General features: G+C 55.2%; 14 protein-coding genes. 10 read left to right on the top strand and 4 right to left on the bottom strand.

The features are described from left to right. Window positions 1–134: 134 nt before the first annotated feature. Window positions 135–980: a mechanosensitive ion channel family protein gene (locus ACIDEJ_RS12480; protein WP_411988393.1), complete on the bottom strand. Its 846-nt coding sequence runs from the start codon at window positions 978–980 to the stop codon at window positions 135–137. 137 nt (window positions 981–1,117) lie between these two features. Between ACIDEJ_RS12480 and ACIDEJ_RS12475 the strand changes: the two genes are divergently transcribed. Continuing rightward, window positions 1,118–1,615 (top strand): hypothetical protein, encoded by a 498-nt coding sequence (locus ACIDEJ_RS12475; RefSeq protein ID WP_411988392.1) that lies wholly within the window; start codon window positions 1,118–1,120, stop codon window positions 1,613–1,615. Window positions 1,616–2,151: 536 nt separating this feature from the next. Continuing rightward, the gene (locus ACIDEJ_RS12470) at window positions 2,152–3,327 is read left to right on the top strand and encodes a type III PLP-dependent enzyme (RefSeq protein ID WP_411988391.1); all 1,176 of its coding nucleotides are present in this window, start codon (window positions 2,152–2,154) and stop codon (window positions 3,325–3,327) included. A gap of 62 nt (window positions 3,328–3,389) precedes the next feature. Here ACIDEJ_RS12470 and ACIDEJ_RS12465 read toward each other — a convergent pair whose 3' ends face one another. Then, window positions 3,390–3,608: a YdcH family protein gene (locus tag ACIDEJ_RS12465; RefSeq protein WP_411988390.1), complete on the bottom strand. Its 219-nt coding sequence runs from the start codon at window positions 3,606–3,608 to the stop codon at window positions 3,390–3,392. Window positions 3,609–3,856: 248 nt separating this feature from the next. Between ACIDEJ_RS12465 and udp the strand changes: the two genes are divergently transcribed. Beyond that, window positions 3,857–4,615 (top strand): uridine phosphorylase, encoded by a 759-nt coding sequence (gene udp / locus ACIDEJ_RS12460; protein ID WP_411988389.1) that lies wholly within the window; start codon window positions 3,857–3,859, stop codon window positions 4,613–4,615. A 29-nt stretch (window positions 4,616–4,644) separates the two neighbouring features. On the opposite strand, the gene ACIDEJ_RS12455 is transcribed toward udp, so the two are convergent. Then, complete coding sequence (locus ACIDEJ_RS12455) at window positions 4,645–6,171, bottom strand: YifB family Mg chelatase-like AAA ATPase (RefSeq protein WP_411988388.1); 1,527 nt, start codon at window positions 6,169–6,171, stop codon at window positions 4,645–4,647. Window positions 6,172–6,537: 366 nt separating this feature from the next. On the opposite strand from ACIDEJ_RS12455, the gene paeA reads away from it, so the two are divergent. Further along, window positions 6,538–7,872, top strand: a complete 1,335-nt coding sequence (gene paeA / locus ACIDEJ_RS12450) for a polyamine export protein PaeA (protein WP_411988387.1) — start codon at window positions 6,538–6,540, stop codon at window positions 7,870–7,872. On the opposite strand, the gene ilvY is transcribed toward paeA, so the two are convergent. Next, the gene (gene ilvY / locus ACIDEJ_RS12445; protein WP_411988423.1) at window positions 7,869–8,741 is read right to left on the bottom strand and encodes an HTH-type transcriptional activator IlvY; all 873 of its coding nucleotides are present in this window, start codon (window positions 8,739–8,741) and stop codon (window positions 7,869–7,871) included. The genes paeA and ilvY overlap by 4 nt on opposite strands. 183 nt (window positions 8,742–8,924) lie before the next feature. Between ilvY and ilvC the strand changes: the two genes are divergently transcribed. From ilvC to ACIDEJ_RS12415, 6 genes are all read left to right on the top strand, one after another. Then, complete coding sequence (gene ilvC, locus ACIDEJ_RS12440) at window positions 8,925–10,406, top strand: ketol-acid reductoisomerase (protein ID WP_411988386.1); 1,482 nt, start codon at window positions 8,925–8,927, stop codon at window positions 10,404–10,406. 408 nt (window positions 10,407–10,814) lie between these two features. Further along, window positions 10,815–12,488 (top strand): acetolactate synthase 2 catalytic subunit, encoded by a 1,674-nt coding sequence (gene ilvG, locus ACIDEJ_RS12435; protein WP_411988385.1) that lies wholly within the window; start codon window positions 10,815–10,817, stop codon window positions 12,486–12,488. Then, window positions 12,485–12,742, top strand: coding sequence for an acetolactate synthase 2 small subunit (gene ilvM, locus ACIDEJ_RS12430; protein WP_411988384.1), 258 nt, complete (start codon window positions 12,485–12,487; stop codon window positions 12,740–12,742). Before ilvG ends, ilvM begins: the two co-directional genes overlap by 4 nt. Window positions 12,743–12,787: 45 nt before the next feature. Continuing rightward, window positions 12,788–14,644, top strand: coding sequence for a dihydroxy-acid dehydratase (gene ilvD, locus ACIDEJ_RS12425; protein ID WP_411988383.1), 1,857 nt, complete (start codon window positions 12,788–12,790; stop codon window positions 14,642–14,644). 1 nt (window position 14,645) lies between these two features. Then, entirely contained in the window at window positions 14,646–16,199 is a 1,554-nt protein-coding gene (gene ilvA, locus ACIDEJ_RS12420) for a threonine ammonia-lyase, biosynthetic (protein WP_411988382.1), read from the top strand. Window positions 16,200–16,288: 89 nt separating this feature from the next. Then, the gene (locus ACIDEJ_RS12415; RefSeq protein ID WP_411988381.1) at window positions 16,289–17,419 is read left to right on the top strand and encodes a pyridoxal-phosphate-dependent aminotransferase family protein; all 1,131 of its coding nucleotides are present in this window, start codon (window positions 16,289–16,291) and stop codon (window positions 17,417–17,419) included. The last annotated feature ends 55 nt before the right edge of the window (window positions 17,420–17,474 follow it).

Genomic DNA, 17,474 nt, shown 5'->3' with positions numbered 1-17,474 from the left:
CATAAGAGGCGCAGCGAAAACAGTGGTCACATTAAGCTGTATTTCAGATTCGTTTTTTGACACAAGACAATTTTTCGCCACTTATCTGTGCGTTTGTTGAGCAGCCTGGGCAGCTGCTCACAATTGTCCTGGGGTTAATCGGGCATTTCCTGATGAATGTAAAGCTGCTGGGCCGGGCGGGGAATTGTAATGCCGGCAGCAACCAGTGACTGCCATAATTGCATGTTTATCTGATACTTATCCTGATAATAGCTGGTGGTGGGGATCCAGTAACGTATGCCGATATCCAGCCCGGTGCTGGTGAAACCGTTAATGCCCACCTGCTGCGGACATTGCTGATCCACTTGCGGATGCTGGCTGAGTACCTGAGTGACAAGCTCAATCACCTGCTGGGGTTCTGTTTGATAATCAATGGTGAAATGCAGCTCTACCAGTTTGTTGGCAAAAGAGTTGTGCAGCACCTCCCCCAGAATGTGCTTGTTGGGCACGCTGATGAGCTCGCCTTCCTCATTGGTAAGATAGGTCATGCCCAGCTTGATGTCCTTTACCTGGCCGGTGATCTCATTGATGCTGATGGTGTTGCCCACCACAAACGGGCGGGTGACGATGATGGTGATCCCCGCCGCATAGTTGGACAGCATCCCCTGTACCGCCAAGCCGGCGCCCAGTGATGCGGCACCAATGGCGGCCACCATGGGCGTGATGCTGATCCCCAGTTTGCCCAAGGCAATAATGGCGACCATGATGATGATAAGCAGCCGCACCAGATGGGTGACAAAGGTGCTGAGGGTCACATCCACCTGATGTTTTTGCAGCTGGCGTTCCACCACGTTCGAGGCTTTGCCTGCCAGCCACAGCCCCAGCAGGAAGATGATGAAGGCCCCCAGTAACTGGAAGCTGTAGTTCACTAAAAATTCGGTGATGACATCGTAAATCTGTTGTATGTGTGCCAGCTCTGTACCCAATGGGGAATCGGCCATTATTTTCTCCTTAAAGCATCATGTCCTGGTTGGGAGTTGTGGTATGGTGGACGCCGCACAGTCGTTGAGTGATGCAACTTCATGGGGAACTGTTACGGTTTCCTGTCAACTATACAATGGATTAAAAAAGGACGAGCATGAAAATTCCTGCAACCCTGTTGGTGATGTGTTTGGCGCTACTGCCCCTGAAGTCAGTACTGGGCGCGGAATATGCCGTAGGTGATACCCTGCAGCCTTTGGCGTTGCAGGATCAGTTTGAGGAAAAACAAACGCTCGATGGCAATAATCGACTGCTGATTTTTACTCGCTCCATGGCCGGGGGCAAGATTGCCCGTGAAGCGCTGGATGGGGTGAATGCACAGATGATGCAGCACATGGGGTTACTGTATGTGGCCGATATCAGCGGCATGCCGTCACTCATTGCCAAGTTTGTGGCCATTCCCAAAATGAAGGATTTTGGTTTTCCGGTGGTGCTGGACCGGGAAGGCGAGCCGACCAAATCGTTGCCGGTAGCCGATGATGCCGCGGCCCTGATTAACCTTGAGCAACTGAAAATTACCCAAATCCGTTATTTTGATAACGCCGACTCCCTGAAACAGGCATTGCAAAACAGCGGCCTGACCACCGCCCAGTAAGTCACCCCGCTACAGGCCTGGTTGCAGCATTGGTTGCAACCAGCGCATGGCAGCACAGCACGTCATTCACTTTTCCATACCGCTTCGCCACCTTTTGCACCTGCTTGGCTGCATGTGCCTACCCGCGTTAATTGCCATTCAGCAATCGTCATTTTATGTACCTTGTTGCCTTGGGGGTAAACGGCGGCTGAAAAAGTCTGGCGGTGTTTTTATCAACAATCACAAATACTTGGGTTGCCGATTTTGCAAGCTTTAGCCAACGTTTGATTTTTATAGAATAAAATTGCATAAAAACGGCTTTGTTTTCGATAAAATAGAATGGAATTATGGTGAGTCATTCAGGGGTGAATGTTTTGTAAAATACTGATTAATAACGATTAAATAAAAACAAGTTACTTGTTTTGATAAATGGCGTAAAAATTTGATATGAAAGCATAAAAATTCATTGATTCTGGCTAAAAAATAGCGTCTACTGCGCAGGTTTTTTATCTGTGACGGCAATGGTGCTGTCAGTCTGATGAGGAGAGCCAAGGCCAATGAGCCAGTTCCATGCTATTAATGTTGCTGATTATTATGACAGTGAAACCTTTGGCAAAATAAAAGCATTTGCGGACAGCAAACCCACCCCTTTTGTGGTGGTTGATACCAACATCATTGCTGCTCAATACCACGACATGGTGCATAACTTCCCTTATGCCGATGTGTATTACGCGGTAAAAGCCAATCCGGCCAAAGAAATCCTCACCTTGTTGCGGGACAAAGGCGCCAGTTTTGACATCGCGTCGATTTACGAGCTGGACATGGTGATGGAGCTGGGGGTGACGGCGGATCGCATCAGTTATGGCAACACCATCAAGAAGCGTCAGGACGTGCGGGAGTTTTACCGGCGGGGCGTGCGCATGTTCGCTTCGGATTCCGAGCCGGATTTGCGGATGATTGCCGAAGAAGCGCCTGGTGCACGGGTGTATGTGCGCATTCTTACCGAAGGCACCGAAACTGCCGACTGGCCGTTGTCACGCAAGTTTGGCTGCCAGAATGAAATGGCCTATGAACTGCTGGTACTGGCGCGGGATCTGGGTTTGCAGCCTTACGGGATCTCTTTTCATGTAGGCTCCCAACAGCGGGATATCGGCGCCTGGGATGCCGCCATTGGCAAGGTCAGCGTATTGTTCCAGCGCTTGAGAGACGATCATGGCATTGCGTTGCAGATGGTGAACATGGGCGGAGGATTTCCGGCCAACTATATGGATAAAACCAATGCACTGGGCACTTACGCGGAGCAGATAACCCATTTTCTGCAGGAAGATTTCGGGGACAATTTCCCGCGGATTGTGCTGGAGCCCGGGCGCTCACTGATTGCCAATGCCGGGGTGCTGGTGTCGGAAGTGGTGCTTATCAGCCGCAAATCCCATGCGGCGCTGGAGCGTTGGGTGTTCACGGATGTGGGCAAGTTTTCCGGCTTGATTGAAACCATGGATGAGGCGATTAAATTTCCCATCCATACCGACGCCAAAGGCGCGCTGGAGCGCTGCGTGATAGCCGGCCCCACCTGTGACAGCGCGGATATCATGTATGAACAGTACGCTTATGGATTACCGCAGGATTTGGCCATTGGCGATAGGCTTTACTGGTTAACCACCGGTGCTTATACCACCACCTATTCCGCCGTGTGTTTTAACGGTTTCCCGCCGCTGCAGGCCTATTACCTGTAGCGGGTTTGCAGGGCTTGTCAGGTTGAACAGGGCGCCCAATGGTGCCCTGTCGCTATTTCGGATCAGCTTTCAGGATGGGCCTTGAGGATATCAAACAGCTGTTCTTTGAGCTCCAGCTTGCGTTTTTTCAGTGCCTTGACTTCCTGGGTAAACTCACTGGCAGGGCGGCGTTCTATCTTTTTAATCTCCTTATCAAGCTGATCATGCTCTTCAAAGAGTTTTTGAAACTGCATGTTGGAGTCCTTCAATTCTGCTACTCGCGCACCGTATTCCGTAAACATGGGCTTGCTCCTTAACATATTGACTGGAAAGAAATATCCTTTTCGACATCACCATGCAACCGGCATGTTTGGTGATACCGACAAGCGTTAATAGTAGCGCGGGCTGCCGGGATTTTCAGGGGAACGGCCACAGATTGTGCGCCGGGCGGCAGTTTGCATTGCGTGTGTGCCAGGCTCGGGGTATCTTGGCCGTTTCTCCGGGAAAGGCTCCCGGGATCATTGGCTTAACAAATTAACAAGGGGTTGATATGGCGGATGTTTTCCATTTGGGATTGACCAAAGCCATGTTGCGTGGCGCCACACTGGCGATTGTGCCCGGGGATCCGCAGCGGGTAGAGCGTATTGCATCTTTGCTGGAAAATGCCCAGCATCTGGCCAGCCACCGGGAATTCACGTCTTTTCTGGCAGAGTTGGACGGCAAACCCGTGGTTATCTGTTCCACCGGCATCGGCGGGCCATCCACCTCGATAGCGGTGGAAGAACTGGCCCAATTGGGCGTGCGCACCTTTTTGCGCATCGGAACCACAGGTGCCATCCAGCCCCATATCAAAGTGGGCGATATCATTGTGTCCCAGGCCTCGGTACGGCTTGATGGCGCCAGCTTGCATTTTGCCCCCATGGAGTATCCGGCCGTAGCCGACTTTGGTTGCACGTCGGCCATGGTGACCGCATGCCGAGAGGCGGGGATTGAACCCCATGTGGGCATTACTGCTTCATCCGACACCTTTTATCCGGGACAGGAGCGTTATGACACCGTATCCGGCAGGGTGACCGCGCGTTTTGCCGGCTCCTTGCAGCAGTGGCAGGCATTGGGGGTGCTCAATTACGAGATGGAGTCCGCCACCCTGTTTACCATGTGTGCCAGTCAGGGCTGGCGCGCCGCCTGCGTGGCCGGGGTGATTGTCAATCGCACCCAGCAGGAAATTCCCGATGCAGCCATGATGCAAGCCACTGAACAGCGGGCGATAGCCATTGTGCTGGAAGCCGCCCGTAAACTGCTGGCATAGGATTTTTACGGTAGTTTACGCGAACTTGCCTACTGTGCCCGCAGGCTGGTTAAGAGGCGATCCATTGCCCGGTAGCTAAGCGCCTGGGCAATATGGCGGCGCTCCACATGTGGGGATTGCTGCAAATCGGCAATGGTGCGCGCCACCCGTTGCAAACGGTGAAAACTGCGCACGGACAATCCCAGCCGGGTGACACTTTGCTCCAGAAACACCAAATCCTGTATGCTGAACCCTGCCTGTCGTAGCGCCTTGCTACTGAGCTGGCTGTTCAGCACCCCGGCGCGACTTAATTGCACCGCTCTTGCCGCTTCAACCCTGGCGGCGATAACGGCACTGGTTTCCCCTTCTCCGGCCTGGGCCGTGAGGGTGCCGGCGGGCAGCTTGGGCACTTCAATGGTCAGATCAAAGCGATCAATAAACGGCCCTGAAAGCCGGGAGAGATAGCGGCGAACCTGCTCTGGCGTTGCCCGGCTGTCAGCGCCCACATCGCCGCAGGGGCTGGGATTCATGGCGGCAATCAGCTGGAACCTGCAGGCAAAGGTGAGCTTGGCCGCCGCGCGGGAAATCACCACTTCGCCGGTTTCCATCGGCTCGCGCAAACAATCCAGCACCCGCCGGGGAAACTCGGCCACTTCATCGAGAAACAACACGCCAAGATGGGCCAGGGATATCTCCCCCGGCCGGGGAATGCTGCCGCCTCCCACCAGAGAGATAGCCGAGCTGGTATGGTGCGGTGCCCGAAAAGGGCGCTGATAAAACTGGGTGCTGTCCATGGGCATGCCGGCCACGGAATGAATGGCTGCCACTTCCAGGGCCTCTTCGTAATCAAGGGGCGGCAGTAGCGACAGTATACGGCTGGCCAGCATGGTTTTGCCGGTGCCGGGAGGCCCCAGCATCAACAGGTTGTGGCCGCCGGCAGCGGCAATTTCCAGCGCCTGTTTGGCCTGAAACTGGCCAATGACGTCACTCAGGCAACGCTTTGTCGTGTCCGGCGTGGGAATGGGACTTTGCCAGTGGGTGTTATCGTGGATGGTGGGCAAGGTTTCCTGCCCGTGCAAATAGGCCGCAATGTGCTGCAGCTGTTGTGCCAATAACACCTGCGGATAGGCCACCAGCTCGGCTTCGCTGCGATTTCCCTGAGGCATGACCAAGGTGAGTTGTTGCTGGCGGGCGGCCACAATTACCGGCAGCACCCCACTGCATTCGCGCACTTCACCGGATAATGCCAGCTCGCCGATAAATTCGTGTTGGGCCAGTGCCGTTGCCGGAATTTGCCCGGATGCGGCAAGGATGCCGATGGCAATGGGCAAATCGTAACGTCCACCCTGTTTGGGAAGATCTGCTGGCGCCAGGTTGATGGTTATCCGTCGCTGGGGAAACTCAAAGCCTGCATTAATCAGTGCACTGCGCACCCGCTCCCGGGCTTCTTTTACCGACGCTTCCGGCAAACCCACCAGATTAAAGGCCGGTAACCCGTTGGAAAGATGGGCCTCAACCCAGACGCGGGGAGCGTTAACGCCGACGGCGGCGCGGGTGGCTACTCGGGCAATGGCCATGGCAATTCCTTTTGTCGCGGGGGAAATCCTGTTAGCTAATCAGTTTAGCAGCAAATGATGGGCGCAAAGCGGCATGGCGTCAGGCCGTTATGGCCCCAACTGTTGGCTGGAGGAAACGGCGGGCCGGGCAGAGCTTCACATCAGCTTCATCAAATCCCATTACCATGTGCCCGCAACAGATAGTAGCTGCCCAAAATGCAAAAAAGCGATTATAATCTAGGCGGTTATCTTCCAGGAGTGTCCCCATTACCGGCTGATGCGATAATCCATCACCGGCGCTGCCGTGGCAGCATTCCAGTTTTTACCTGTAATTGCGTGCGCCTTACATCCCGTATTGCGCAGTGTCGTCAGTGCCTTGGGTGCTTTATGAATGTATTTGAAAATATGCTTCTTGTATTAGTGTTGATTGCCATCAGTTGTTTTTTCTCCATGTCGGAAATCGCCTTGGCGGCATCCCGTAAAATTCGTTTGCGGCAGTTGATTGAAGAGGGCGATTTGCGCGCCGAGAAGGTGCTGACGCTGCAAACCGCTCCCGGCAGCTTTTTTACCGTGGTGCAAATCGGCCTGAACGCGGTGGCCATTTTGGGCGGTATTGTGGGCGAATCGGCCTTTACCCCGTATTTCTATTCTCTGTTGTCGGCGCTGCTGCCGGAACCCTGGCTCAGTAAAGTGAGTTTTGTCTTGTCGTTTGTGGTGGTCACCAGTTTGTTCATCCTGCTGGCAGACTTGATGCCCAAGCGCATTGCCATGGCCATGCCGGAAAAAGTCGCGTTGACACTGGTGGGGCCGATGATTGTCTGCATCAAACTGCTGCGGCCTTTTGTGTGGCTGTTCAATGGCCTGGCCAATTTCGTGTTCCGGGGGCTGCGCATCCCCACCGTGCGCAATGATGAAGTCACCTCCGATGACATTTACGCCATCATGGATGCGGGGGCGGAAGCCGGAGTGCTCGACAAAGAAGAGCAGCAGATGATTGAAAATGTGTTCGAGATGCAGTCGGTGAGCGTGACCTCGGCCATGACCGCCCGTGAGAGCCTGGTGTATTTCCGCCTGCAGGACAGCGAAGATGAGATTAAAGCCAAAATCGGCAATGATCCTTACAGCAAGTTTCTGGTATGCGATGCCCATCTGGATTGCATCAAGGGCTATGTGGATGCCAAGGAGCTGCTGGTGCGGGTGATTAATGGTCGCAAGATTGACCTGCACGACCCGTCACTGGTGCGTGCCTGCGTGATTGTGCCGGACACCCTGAGCCTGTCTGAAGCCATGGAGTATTTTCGCCAGCAACGGGCGGATTTTGCCGTTGTCATGAATGAATACGCCTTGGTGGTGGGAATGGTCACATCCAATGATTTGCAAAGCGCGGTGATGGGCGCCTGGTCGTTGCATGAAAGTGAAGAGCAGATTGTGGCCCGTGATGCCAACTCCTGGCTGGTGGACGGTGTCACTCCCATTAACGACATCATGCGGGCCTTTAATATTGAAGAGTTTCCCCAGAGTCAGAACTATGAAACCGTGGCGGGGTTCATGATGTACATGCTGCGCAAAATTCCCAAGCGTACCGATTTTGTGAATTTTGCCGGTTATAAATTTGAAGTGGTGGACATTGACTCCTATAAAGTGGATCAGCTGTTGGTGACCCGCTTAATGCCGTCCGAACAGAACCCGCCCCTGGGCGATGAGGCGGAAAGCCATCTTTAAATGACTGCCAAAAAGGCATTGATTAACGGCTCCTGCATCCGTTGCCGTTTGCAACAGCAACCCAGCTCAAACGGCGAAATGGGCTGGGGGGACTGCAGTACCTGAATGCGGTCCATCATCGGGCTGTTTTTTACAACCACATCCGGGGTAATGCTTACGCCGCAGCCCAGTGCCACCATGGGCACAATGGCTTCATGGCCGCGCACCTGTGCATAAATATTGCCTTTAATCCCCATATGCTTGAACCAGCGCTCCATGCGCAGGCGCCCGGGGCCGTGATCCGGCACGATATAGGGCAGTTTGTCCCAGGGAATGGGAGTTTGGTTGACCAGCGAATGCACCTGACAATGCACCGCCGGTGCAATTAACGACAAATTGACCTTGCCGATGGGGGCAAAGTGCAGTTTGTGGGTGAAATCATCCTGCAGTGCGGCAATGGCAATATCGGTTTGCTGATGTTGCAGTTTTTTCATGGCATCGGCGGCATCACCCGTGGTGAGGCTGATATCCACCCCCGGGTGGGCCCGGCGAAACCTGTCCAGCAATGCGGGCAGATAACTGTAAGCCGCCGTTACCGAACAGTAAATCTGCAATGTGCCCCGCAGCAAGTGTTGTTCCGTATCCAGCTCCTGCTTCAACGATTGCCACTGGCCTAGGGTTTCCTCGGCAAAGCGCCGAAAGCTTTTACCGGCGTGGGTGAGCGTTACACTGCGGTTATCCCGCTCCAGCAACTTGCTGCCTACATCCTGTTCCAGCCGTTGCAACATGCGGCTGAGGGCTGACGGGCTGATATGCATGTTGGCGGCAGTGCGGCCAAAATGCAGGGTGTCACACAGGTCCAGATACACTTTCAGCACCCGAATATCCACTAGGTTTTCCTCAGCTGTTTTTGTCATCAAAATGTTGCAAAATATGCAACGTAGTATGCCGAATATATCATTTCAAGCAATCATAAACCTGCGCTATAGTGGAAATCATTGTTGCTTCCTTGGGGAAGGCAACGGGCCGGAATCTTTAGGAATTCAGAATCTTCAGGAATATAGGGGACCAAAATGGCAAATTATTTCAACACGCTGAGTCTGCGCGAGCAGCTGGCACAACTGGGCCAGTGTCGTTTTATGGATCGCAGTGAATTTGTTAACGGCTGTGAATATATCAAGGACTGGAATATTGTCATTCTTGGTTGTGGTGCCCAGGGGCTCAATCAGGGGCTGAACATGCGGGATTCCGGGCTGAAAATCTCCTATGCGCTGCGCCCACAGGCCATTGCCGAAAAACGTGCCTCTTTCAAACGCGCCACTGAAAACGGGTTTACCGTAGGGACTTTTGAAGAGCTGATCCCCCAAGCTGACATGGTACTGAACCTGACGCCGGACAAACAACACAGCAAGGTGGTGAATGCCATCATGCCGCTGATGAAGCAGGGCTCGGTGCTGTCTTACTCCCACGGTTTCAACATTGTGGAAGAGGGCATGCAGGTGCGGCCAGACATCACCGTGGTGATGGTGGCGCCAAAATGCCCGGGTACCGAAGTGCGTGAAGAGTACAAGCGAGGCTTTGGGGTGCCGACCCTGATTGCCGTGCATCCGGAGAACGACCCCCATGGTGACGGCCTGGAAATTGCCAAAGCCTACGCCAGCGCCACCGGTGGTGATCGGGCCGGGGTGCTGCAGTCATCCTTTATTGCGGAAGTGAAATCCGATTTGATGGGTGAACAGACCATTCTGTGCGGCATGCTGCAAACCGGCGCCATTCTGGGTTATGAAAAAATGCTGGATGACGGCATCGAGCCAGGGTATGCCGCCAAGCTTATCCAAAAGGGTTATGAGGTGATTACCGAAGCGCTCAAGCACGGCGGCATCACCAACATGATGGACCGGTTGTCCAACCCGGCCAAAATCCGGGCCCATGAAATTTCAGAAGAGCTGAAAACCATGCTGACCCCTTTGTTCCAGAAACACATGGATGACATCATCAGCGGGGAATTTTCCCGGGTGATGATGGAAGACTGGGCCAATGGCGATGCCAACTTGCTGAAATGGCGTGAAGAAACCAACTCCACCGGATTTGAGCAAGCGCCGGAATGTGATGATTACATCGAAGAGCAAACCTATTTCGACAAAGGCATCTTCCTGGTGGCCATGATCAAGGCCGGGGTGGAACTGGCGTTTGATACCATGGTGTCTGCCGGCATTCTGGATGAGTCCGCTTACTACGAATCCCTGCATGAGACCCCGCTGATTGCCAATACCATCGCCCGTAAGCGCCTGTACGAAATGAACGTGGTGATCTCCGATACGGCGGAATACGGGTGTTACCTGTTTAACCATGCGGCACTGCCGTTGCTGCGCGGGTATGTTAACAGCCTCGATGCCCAATGGGTGGGCGGCGGCCTGAAATGTGACGACAACGCCGTGGACAACATGCGCCTGATTGAAGTGAATGCCGCCATTCGCAACACGGATGTGGAATACATCGGTGAAGAACTGCGGGGTTACATGACCGAGATGAAACGCGTTAATTTGCAGTCGTAAATCATCACCGAAAAGGGAGAATGTTTGTCATTCTCCCTTTTTTACGTGCAGGCAACATGAAAACGCGAGTGGTATCCATCAAATTTCGAATAATTCATAATTATTTGTTGTGTTCAGTAAATAATTTATGGTATTGATTAATGACTGTTCGTTTTATGGCAATAAAATGTTAAAAAAATAACGAACAACGGAATTTGATAACAACAGGAAACTGTGACCCAAAATGATTAACGTTAGCACCCAGCTCCTCCTCGTGATTATTAACGCAGTGATTATTATTAGATCACAGCGGGGGTGGCGCTTGGCGCGAAGTTAGACCAACTGGTCGCAGTCAAACCCCCGCTCCGCAAGGACCGGGGGTTTTTTGTTTTTTGGGGTACGTTCAGGCAACGGCAGGTAACAACAGCGATGGAACAAGGGCAAACAATCAGCGGTAGTCAGGCAGTCATCAAGGTGTTGGCCGCCCATGGCGTGACAACGGTATTCGGTTATCCCGGCGGTGCAATCATGCCGATTTATGATGCGCTTTATGGCAGTCCGGTAGAGCATCTGCTTTGCCGCCACGAGCAGGGTGCCGGCTTTGCTGCCGTGGGGTATGCCCGTTCCAGCGGTAAAACTGGTGTTTGCTTTGCCACCTCGGGGCCGGGAGCCACCAATCTGGTGACAGCACTGGCCGATGCCATGATGGACTCCATCCCGCTGGTGGCCATTACCGGCCAGGTGGCCACCCCAGTGATTGGCACTGACGCCTTTCAGGAAATGGACGTGTTGGGCATGAGTTTATCCTGCACCAAACACAGTTTCATGGTGACTCGGGTAGAGGAATTGGTGCCCACCTTGTATCAGGCCTTTGAGATTGCCGCCGCTGGCCGCCCAGGCCCGGTGCTGGTGGACATTCCCAAAGACGTACAACTGGCAGCGCTGGAGTATAAAACCCCGCTGCAGGCCGTGCCTGTTGAGCCGGCACTGGACGGTTCGGCAGTGGCCGCAGCCAACCGCTTGTTGGCCGAGGCGCAGCGCCCCATGCTGTATGTGGGTGGCGGTGTGGGCATGGCCGGCGCTGTGGAACAGTTGCGGGATTTCATTCAGCGCAGCGGCATGCCGTCCGTGGCCACCCTTAAAGGGCTGGGGGCGGTGGCTCATGATACGCCAGGGTATCTGGGCATGCTGGGCATGCACGGCAATCAGGCCGCCAACCATGCGGTACAACAGGCCGATTTGCTGCTGGTGGCCGGCGCCCGCTTTGATGACAGGGTAACCGGCAAGCTGGATACGTTTGCTCCCCATGCCAAGGTCATCCATCTGGATATTGATGCGGCGGAGCAGGGCAAACTGCGACAGCCCGATGTCACCCTCAGTGACGATTTGCGTCTGGTGTTGCCCGCACTGCAATTGTCTCAGGACATCAGCCCCTGGCAGCAGCAGGTAACACAGTTACAGCAGCAATATGCCTGGCGTTATGACCGCCCAGGCGAGCTTATCTATGCCCCATTATTGTTGAAAACCCTGGCGGACCGTTTGCCACAAAACAGCGTAGTGAGCTGCGATGTGGGGCAGCATCAGATGTGGGTGGCGCAGCATATGTGGTTCAGGCGGCCAGAGGATCTGTTATCCAGCGCCGGTTTCGGTACCATGGGCTTTGGCTTGCCAGCAGCGGTGGGTGCCCAGGTGGCAAGGCCGGAGGCAACCGTGGTGGCGGTGAGCGGTGATGGCTCCTTCATGATGAATGTACAGGAGCTGACCACCATCAAACGTCGCCGGTTGCCCCTGAAGATACTGCTGCTGGACAATCAGAAACTGGGCATGGTGAAACAATGGCAGCAACTGTTTTTTGAAGAACGCTATAGTGAAACCGATCTTTCCGACAACCCCGATTTTCTTACCCTCGCCTCCGCCTTTAACATCCCGGGACGCAGCATCAGCAAGGCTGATGATGTCAGCGATGCCCTCAATGAAATGCTCAGCAGTAAAGGCCCCTTCCTGCTGCACGTGCAAATAGACGACAGATTTAACGTTTGGCCGCTGGTGCCGCCCGGTGCCTCCAACAGTGAAATGATTGAAGAAGTGGAGATACAGCAATGATCCATCATCTGGTATTGACCCTGGAACAACGCCCGGAAGTGCTGGAGCGCGTGCTGCGGGTAACCCGTCATCGTGGTTTTCGCGTGTGTAATATGCACATGTCGGAACAGGATGATCAGCGCCTGCTGTTGAACATCATGGTAGACAGCGACAAAGCCATTGAATTACTGAGCCGTCAGCTCGACAAGCTGATGGATGTGGCCGCATGTGTGGTAAAAGGGCGTCAGGAATTGGCCCGCACCATCAACGGCTAATGCAAGCACAGCCATAATCGACAGAATCAAGAAAGGAATTGAGCAATGCCAAAACTAAGATCCGCCACCAGTACCGAAGGCCGCAATATGGCCGGAGCCCGCGCCCTTTGGCGCGCTACCGGCGTCAAAGAGGGGGATTTTGGCAAACCGATTATTGCCATTGCCAACTCCTTTACCCAGTTCGTGCCGGGGCATGTGCACCTTAAAGACATGGGGGCGCTGGTGGCCTCGGCGGTAGAAGCCGCAGGCGGTATCGCCAAAGAGTTCAATACCATTGCCGTGGATGACGGCATCGCCATGGGCCACGGCGGCATGCTGTATTCCCTGCCATCCCGGGAGCTGATTGCCGACAGCGTGGAATACATGGTGAACGCCCACTGCGCCGATGCCTTGGTGTGCATCTCCAACTGCGACAAAATCACCCCCGGGATGCTGATGGCCGCACTGCGGCTGAATATTCCGGTGGTGTTTGTGTCCGGTGGCCCCATGGAAGCCGGGAAAACCAAACTGTCGGATAAAATCATCAAGCTGGATCTGGTGGATGCCATGGTGGCGGCAGCGGACAAACGGGTGCCCGATGCCGACAGCGAGCAGATTGAGCGCAGCGCTTGCCCTACCTGCGGTTCCTGCTCCGGCATGTTTACCGCCAACTCCATGAACTGCCTGACCGAAGCCCTGGGGCTGTCATTGCCCGGCAACGGTTCACTGGTGGCCACCCATGAAGATCGCAAAGCGTTGTTCCTCAATGCAGGGCGGCGGGTGATGGCGCTGACCAAACGCTATTATCAGGATAACGATGACAGTGTGCTGCCGCGCAATATCGCCACCTTCAAGGCATTTGAAAATGCCATGACCCTGGATATCGCCATGGGTGGCTCATCCAATACCGTGTTGCACCTGCTGGCCGCGGCGCAGGAGGCCGGGGTGGATTTCACCATGGCCGATATCGATCGCCTCAGCCGCCAAGTGCCACATCTGTGCAAAGTGGCGCCATCCACCCCTTTGTACCACATGGAGGACGTGCACCGCGCTGGCGGGGTGATGGGCATTTTGGGCGAACTTGACCGCGCCGGACTGCTGCATACCGATGTGCACCATGTGGCCGCCGATGACGGCAAGCTGTCCAGCGTGCTGGCCAAGTTTGACGTGATGCAAAGCGGCAGCGCCGAGGTGCAAGACTTCTACCGGGCCGGGCCTGCGGGCATTCCCACCACCGTGGCCTTCAGCCAGGACTGTCGCTGGCCGACCCTGGATACGGACAGGCATGCCGGCTGCATCCGTGACCGGGAACATGCGTTTAGCCAAGAAGGTGGCCTGGCGGTACTGTTTGGCAATCTGGCACCTAACGGCTGCATTGTGAAAACCGCTGGGGTGGATGAATCCAATCTGGTCTTCAGTGGCAAGGCCAGGGTTTATGAAAGTCAGGAAGCCGCAGTGGACGGTATCTTGGGCGGCGAAGTGGTGGCCGGCGATGTAGTGGTCATCCGTTATGAAGGGCCAAAAGGCGGGCCTGGCATGCAGGAGATGCTTTATCCCACCAGTTACCTGAAATCCATGGGGCTTGGCAAACAATGTGCGCTGATAACCGATGGTCGCTTCTCCGGCGGCACCTCCGGCTTGTCCATCGGGCACGTGTCACCAGAAGCCGCTGCCGGCGGCACCATTGCCCTGATTGAAACCGGCGACATCATCGACATTGACATTCCGTCCCGCAGCATTGCGCTGCGTCTTGATGATGACCAGTTGGCGGCCCGCAAAGCCAACATGGCCGCCAAAGGCGCCCAGGCATGGAAACCTGTTGCACGGGTGCGTCCGGTGTCCATGGCCCTTAAAGCCTACGCCCTGATGGCCACCAGTGCCGATAAAGGCGCCGTGCGTAACCGTGCCATGCTGGAGGACTGATATGCTAGCGCTTGCTTCTCAATCCCAGCTGTCACTGGCCAACTATTACCTGCAGCGCATTTTGTTATCCCATGTTTATGACGTGGCCAAGGTAACGCCGCTGCCGTTGCTGAAAAAACTCTCCGCTAGACTGGGCTGCGAGGTGTTCCTGAAACGGGAAGATTTGCAGCCGGTGCATTCTTTCAAGCTCCGCGGTGCCTATAACCGCATTGCCGAACTCACCGAAGAGGAAGGACAGTGCGGCGTGGTGTGCGCCTCGGCGGGCAACCATGCCCAAGGGGTGGCACTGTCGGCCGCCAGCCGTGGCATCAGCGCCATCATCGTGATGCCTGGCACCACCCCTGACATCAAGGTGGATGCGGTGCGCCGTCTGGGCGGCAATGTGGTGCTGCATGGCCAGTCATTTGATCAGGCCAATGAATACGCCATGTCGCTGGCCAAAGATGAAGGGCGGGTGTTCATCCCCCCTTTTGATGATGAAGCGGTGATTGCCGGGCAGGGCACCATTGCACAGGAACTGTTGCAACAGCAACGGGACTTGGAAGCAGTATTCGTGCCCGTGGGCGGTGGCGGCCTGATTGCCGGCATTGCCGCCTATTACAAGGCAGTGTACCCGGAAGTGAAAGTGATAGGGGTGGAGCCGGAAGATGCCGCCTGCCTGAAAGCCGCCTTGGAAGCCGGAGAGCCGGTGACCTTGCCTCAGGTAGGCCTGTTTGCTGATGGCGTGGCGGTGAAACGCATCGGCAATGAGCCTTTCCGGTTGACCCAGTGTTTTGTGGATGAAGTGGTGACCGTCAGCTCCGATGAAGTGTGCGCCGCCGTCAAGGACATCTTCGAAGATACCCGCGCCATTGCCGAACCTGCCGGGGCGCTGTCGTTGGCGGGCTTAAAAAATTACGTGGCGCAGCATCCAGGCGAAGATGCCAAAGTGGCCGCCATTCTCAGCGGCGCCAATGTGAACTTTCACAGCTTGCGCTATGTGTCGGAACGCTGCGAGTTGGGGGAACACAAAGAAGCGGTGCTGGCCGTTACCATTCCTGAGCAGCCGGGTTCTTTTCTGCGTTTTTGTGAATTGCTGGGCGGCCGCGCCATGACCGAATTCAATTACCGCTTCAGTGGCCGCGAGCAGGCGGTGGTGTTTGCCGGTATCCGGGTCAATGGTGGCGCCGAAGAACTGGCACACATCATCAGCGCCCTGCAGCAGGCGGGGTTTGCCGTGCAGGATTTGTCCGCCGATGAAACCGCCAAGCTGCATGTGCGTTACATGGTGGGTGGCATGCCACCGCAACAACTGCAGGAGCGCTTGTTCAGTTTTGAATTTCCGGAGCATCCCGGGGCATTACTGCAGTTTTTGACCACATTGCGCAGCAAATGGAATATCAGCCTGTTCCACTACCGCAATCACGGCGCGGCGTTTGGTCAGGTGCTGGCGGGCTTTGAAGTGCCGCCACAAGACAGCGATGCCTTTGCCCGTTTTCTGGATGAACTGGGATTCGTATGGCAGGAAGAAACCCATAGCCCGGCTTACCGGCTGTTTTTGGCCGGCAAACCGTAAGGATTAGCCAAAAGCAGGACAGAGCCGGCAAAGTGCTTGTGATAAGGTCATGACACAGGGTTATCCCCACTCACTGTAAGGAGACATGTATGTTAAGTGCACCCGTTGTCAGCGCGTTTAATCCTCCCCGGCGCATTTTGATGGGGCCGGGGCCGTCGGATATCTATCCGGAAGTGCTGGCTGCCCAATCGCGCCCCACGGTGGGTCATCTGGATCCGCTGTTCATTGTCATGATGGATGAGCTGAAATCCCTGATCCAGTACGCGTTCCAGACTGAAAACCAGATGACCATTGCGGTCTCGGCGCCCGGCAGTGCAGGCATGGAAACCTGCTTTGTCAATCTGCTGGAGCCGGGTGAAAAAGTGATTGTGTGCCGCAACGGGGTGTTTGGCGAGCGCATGCGGCAGAATGTGGAGCGCATTGGCGGCGAGGCGGTGGTGGTGGATACGCCTTGGGGTGAGCCGGTGAACCCTGATGATGTCAAAGCCGCGCTGCAGGCCAATCCGGATGCCAAGTTCCTGGCATTTGTGCATGCCGAGACGTCCACCGGTGCCTTGTCGGATGCCAAAACCCTGTGCGCGCTGGCGCGGGAACATGGCTGCCTGTCGATTGTGGATGCGGTGACATCCCTTGGGGGCGTTGAGCTTAAAGTGGATGAGTGGGGCATTGATGCCATCTATTCCGGCAGCCAGAAATGCCTCTCCTGTGTGCCGGGATTGTCGCCGGTGTCGTTTTCCGACGCCGCCGTGGAAAAACTCACGTCCCGTAAAACGCCGGTACAGAGCTGGTTTCTCGACCAATCACTGGTAATGGGTTACTGGGGCGGCGGTAACAAACGCAGTTATCACCATACCGCGCCGGTCAATACGCTGTACGCCCTGCATGAATCCCTGCGCAAACTGGCGGATGAAGGGCTGGAACAGGCCTGGCAACGGCATAAAGAGATGCATCTGCTGCTGAAATCCGGCCTGGAACGCTTGGGAATGCAATTTGTGGTGGCGGAGTCTGCCAGACTGCCCCAGTTAAATGCGGTGTACATTCCACAAGGGGTGGATGACGGCGCGGTGCGCAAGCAATTGCTGGAGCAGTACAATCTGGAAATTGGCGCCGGCCTGGGAGCGTTGGCGGGCAAAGCCTGGCGCATCGGCCTGATGGGATATGGTGCCCGCCGTGAAAACGTGGCCTTGTGCCTGCGAGCGCTGGAAGAAGTGCTGGGTTAATTAACCGGCTTCACCGGATACATGAAAGGCAGCGGTTATCCGCTGCCTTTTTTAT

The organism is Shewanella mytili (assembly GCF_046765975.1).
In the GTDB taxonomy this organism is placed as follows: domain Bacteria; phylum Pseudomonadota; class Gammaproteobacteria; order Enterobacterales; family Shewanellaceae; genus Shewanella; species Shewanella mytili.
The sequence above is the reverse complement of the archived record's forward strand: the minus strand, read 5'-3'. Positions and strand labels throughout refer to the sequence as shown.

What these genes read in the sequence shown, in the direction of transcription:
- ACIDEJ_RS12480 (WP_411988393.1), bottom strand. Translation starts at nt 980, where the DNA reads ATGGCCGATTCCCCATTGGGTACAGAGCTGGCACACATACAACAGATT.
- ACIDEJ_RS12475 (WP_411988392.1), top strand. Translation starts at nt 1,118, where the DNA reads ATGAAAATTCCTGCAACCCTGTTGGTGATGTGTTTGGCGCTACTGCCC.
- ACIDEJ_RS12470 (WP_411988391.1), top strand. Translation starts at nt 2,152, where the DNA reads ATGAGCCAGTTCCATGCTATTAATGTTGCTGATTATTATGACAGTGAA.
- ACIDEJ_RS12465 (WP_411988390.1), bottom strand. Translation starts at nt 3,608, where the DNA reads ATGTTTACGGAATACGGTGCGCGAGTAGCAGAATTGAAGGACTCCAAC.
- udp (WP_411988389.1), top strand. Translation starts at nt 3,857, where the DNA reads ATGGCGGATGTTTTCCATTTGGGATTGACCAAAGCCATGTTGCGTGGC.
- ACIDEJ_RS12455 (WP_411988388.1), bottom strand. Translation starts at nt 6,171, where the DNA reads ATGGCCATTGCCCGAGTAGCCACCCGCGCCGCCGTCGGCGTTAACGCT.
- paeA (WP_411988387.1), top strand. Translation starts at nt 6,538, where the DNA reads ATGAATGTATTTGAAAATATGCTTCTTGTATTAGTGTTGATTGCCATC.
- ilvC (WP_411988386.1), top strand. Translation starts at nt 8,925, where the DNA reads ATGGCAAATTATTTCAACACGCTGAGTCTGCGCGAGCAGCTGGCACAA.
- ilvG (WP_411988385.1), top strand. Translation starts at nt 10,815, where the DNA reads ATGGAACAAGGGCAAACAATCAGCGGTAGTCAGGCAGTCATCAAGGTG.
- ilvM (WP_411988384.1), top strand. Translation starts at nt 12,485, where the DNA reads ATGATCCATCATCTGGTATTGACCCTGGAACAACGCCCGGAAGTGCTG.
- ilvD (WP_411988383.1), top strand. Translation starts at nt 12,788, where the DNA reads ATGCCAAAACTAAGATCCGCCACCAGTACCGAAGGCCGCAATATGGCC.
- ilvA (WP_411988382.1), top strand. Translation starts at nt 14,646, where the DNA reads ATGCTAGCGCTTGCTTCTCAATCCCAGCTGTCACTGGCCAACTATTAC.
- ACIDEJ_RS12415 (WP_411988381.1), top strand. Translation starts at nt 16,289, where the DNA reads ATGTTAAGTGCACCCGTTGTCAGCGCGTTTAATCCTCCCCGGCGCATT.